The sequence below is a fragment of the Paenibacillus tengchongensis genome, from assembly GCF_008973665.1.
Classification (GTDB): Bacteria; Bacillota; Bacilli; order Paenibacillales; family Paenibacillaceae; genus Paenibacillus_AQ; species Paenibacillus_AQ tengchongensis.
Genome location: NZ_WACP01000054.1, coordinates 1 through 683, shown reverse-complemented (window position 1 = coordinate 683; position 683 = coordinate 1). Strand labels below are relative to the sequence as shown.

The 683-nt window shown below is 53.0% G+C and carries 1 protein-coding gene; it reads right to left on the bottom strand.

The window, feature by feature from the left end:
• Positions 1 to 356 (bottom strand): YagK/YfjJ domain-containing protein (locus tag F1381_RS27885; protein ID WP_151738069.1); only part of this gene is annotated, 356 nt, incomplete at its 3' end.
• Positions 357 to 683: the final 327 nt, after the last annotated feature.

The window sequence follows — 683 nt, the reverse complement described above, 5'->3', positions numbered from 1 at the left end:
GCCAGTGACCCCGGAGCGCGGTAATCGCCGGCACGACACCAGGTATCCCGGTTGACCAGCAGCAGCAGGTGATAGTGTTTTTTGCCTTTAAGCTCCCCGAACTCCCGGGCCCAGGCGTAATGCAGGGTCGAGGAATGCACGCGTTTACCTTCCCGATGCTTACGTTTCTGGTAAGCGTCGATTCGGGCTTTCAGGGCATTGATGAAGCGGGATATCACAGCCGCGTCCGTTGCTGCCGGTACATCCGGGAGACGCAGGTCAACCCGCAATGCCGTCAGACGGGGATGAACATCCAGTGCGTGCCGCACTGTCTCACGAATACGTTGCTGCCAGAAGGGGTTGTATTTGTAGGTCATGGTTAAATCTCCGTATGGTTTCGTTCATACGGATTAACCACGCCGTAAAAAATGCGCAGAGTCCCTGAAGTGATCTCCAACCAGGCAATATCTCAGGCACTCTGAGATAACCCGACTGTCGTCTCCGGACTGACGGCTGAATTTTCAGCGTTGTTTTTTTAATGCAAAAAGCCGGTTACGGATAAGATTGTGAGGAGGACGTGATGGTGATACGCAAAACGGTGTGCAGGGATTGTGATAACGCCATCCCTCATAATACGGAATGTTGCCCGGGCTACGTGTCAGCAGATCCCTTCGATTATTACCGAAATACCGATCGTCTGCTTT